This window comes from Sphingobium sp. GW821-FHT02B05 (assembly GCF_059421905.1).
This window is the reverse complement of the sequence record NZ_JBWKVW010000027.1, coordinates 1-2,071: the sequence shown is the minus strand read 5'-3', so window position 1 is coordinate 2,071 and position 2,071 is coordinate 1. Positions and strand designations below refer to the sequence as shown.

The 2,071-nt window shown below is 60.6% G+C and carries 4 protein-coding genes; 1 reads left to right on the top strand and 3 read right to left on the bottom strand.

What is annotated here, in order from left to right:
- The first annotated feature begins 146 nt into the window (after positions 1-146).
- Positions 147-335, top strand: a complete 189-nt coding sequence (locus AC07UX_RS21120; RefSeq protein ID WP_495193927.1) for a hypothetical protein — start codon at positions 147-149, stop codon at positions 333-335.
- A 50-nt stretch (positions 336-385) separates the two neighbouring features.
- Here AC07UX_RS21120 and AC07UX_RS21115 read toward each other — a convergent pair whose 3' ends face one another.
- The 3 genes from AC07UX_RS21115 to AC07UX_RS21105 form a co-directional block, all read right to left on the bottom strand.
- Complete coding sequence (locus AC07UX_RS21115; protein ID WP_495193926.1) at positions 386-835, bottom strand: hypothetical protein; 450 nt, start codon at positions 833-835, stop codon at positions 386-388.
- Positions 836-987: 152 nt separating this feature from the next.
- Complete coding sequence (locus AC07UX_RS21110; RefSeq protein WP_495193925.1) at positions 988-1,545, bottom strand: recombinase family protein; 558 nt, start codon at positions 1,543-1,545, stop codon at positions 988-990.
- 184 nt (positions 1,546-1,729) lie between these two features.
- On the bottom strand, positions 1,730-2,071 hold a 342-nt coding region (locus tag AC07UX_RS21105), incomplete at its 5' end, for a hypothetical protein (protein ID WP_495193924.1).

Sequence of the window (2,071 nt, the reverse complement as noted above, 5' to 3'; positions counted from 1 at the left end):
TGGCGGAGAGGGTGGGAAGCCGTTCTCCGCGATAAAACCCGCTGATATCGCGTGCTATTTCGAGGTTCATTGATAGCAGATTGTCGCACTGAAGTGGAGCAGCAGTTCGAATGACAGGGCGGGATTCGAACCCACGGCACGATGGCATGGGCGAGCAGGTCGAGCATGACCGCTGCGGCGACGATGGGGATGGACGCTCCTGCGCGATCTGCCGGGGCGATCCTCTCGATTCTGACTTCGTTGAGATGATCGAACGGGCAGCGGCTCAGCCGGGGAAGGCGATGTCGTTCGATGAGGCGATCGAGTGGCTGCGCTCAATGAGGCAGGCGGACTGACACAAAAAGGGCGGCCACAGGGGCCGCCCTTCGGTTTGTGCTCGAACACCTTAGTCGAGTTCGAAGTAGATGCGCAGCGAGCGGAAGGTGACGGGGGTCACGGCATAATGCCCCTCGCCCTCATCGACCTCGCTCCAGTCATCCCACGCGAACAGGAAAGCGTCTTCGTCGCCGGTGACCGTGCGAGTGCGCTGGGTGATGCGGCCTTGGAAATGGCCGTATTTCTCGATCCCAGCAGCATTGAGCAGCTTGGCTTGGATCACCGGTCCATGTTCGGCGAAGACCTTGAGGCCCGCGATGGTCTTTTCGGAGCAACCTGCCATGAAGTCCTCGACTTGGCCGGGTGTCAGATCGACGACATTTTCGAAGTCATCAGGGCTGAACCCTGTCGGCAACTGGCCCGGTGACGCCTTGGGCTTCGAGGTGAGGTAGGCGATGATTTCGGCTCGCGTCGAGGGCGAGAACGAGGTAAAGTCGTCCTTGGTAAGCACGATCTGCATGGTAGTCTCCATCAGTGAGTTTGCCATTCGAGGGGGTCAGATGGCCGTCTGACCCCCTCAACTCCTGATCTGAACTTTCAGGGTTCACTTGTCAACGGCAATGTTTGACGGGTAAAAATCTTTTTTCACCCCTCAATCACGACATTGAGCACTCAGGCGGCGAGCAGCCGATAGACCGATGCGCGCCCGATCCCGAGACGCTTGGCGATCTGGGTGGCACCCAGACCCTCGGCACGAAGATCGCGCACAGCGTCCGGGCTGATCGTCGCGGGACGGCCCTTGTAGACATCGCCCCTGAGCTTCGCGGCCTCGATCCCCCGGCGCTGACGGGCGCGGATGAAGTGCTTCTCCATCATCCCCACGAGCCCGAACACGGTCAGCATGACCTCGGCCATGATGTCGGTGCCGTCGAGCGTGATGGCCGGGTCATTGATCCGCAGCACCGCCTTCTTCTCAATGACGCGCTTGGCGATCGTCAGCAGGTCACCGGTGTCTCTTGCGAGTCTGTCTGGATGTAGGGCCAACAGCGTGTCGCCTTCATCGAGTAGGCGCAGGGCGGCTTCGAGTTGATCGCGGCCAGTGAGCTTCGAGCCGTTGCCGATATCGACAAACACGACGACCGCGCCGAGATTCTCCAACATCGTCTTCTGGCTGGCGGCGTCCTGCCCCTGCGATGTGCTGATCCGTGCGTAGCCGAGCGTCTTGCCCATCGTGCCCCCTGACTGTCTCGTTTGGTCCTAAGAGCTTGTCATAGAACTGTATTTCGTCAAGAAAATGCGACCCATGCGAGGCGGCGATCTGCCTCACTGATCGTCTTGCTGATGGTTGCCCTATCGAGGCGGGTAAGCTCGGGTGATCGTCGGTCCGATGCTTACTGAGCGGTTGCGGCGACGGTCAGGACGACAGTAAGCACAGCATCTTGTCAGTCGCGCTGATGGGCAGGTGCGGAATGATACGGTGCTTGTCGCTCTGCTCGATGGGGAGCCACGCCATGCACTGGTGATGCTCTCCCACCGTCACGATGTAGACCGGTTCGCCATGCTCTCCTGCATACCATCCCGGATAGACGAGCATGAGGCCGAAGTCCGAGGTGACCGCCTCCAGCAGCGCGTGCCGTCCGTCGATCTGACTGACCGTGCAGGCCACGCCGCTGAGGACGACGCTCGGACCGGATTGCTCCTCTGCGGTGAGCATCAGGTCAATGAGGCCGGGACAGTCAGTGAGGCGGATCGGTGT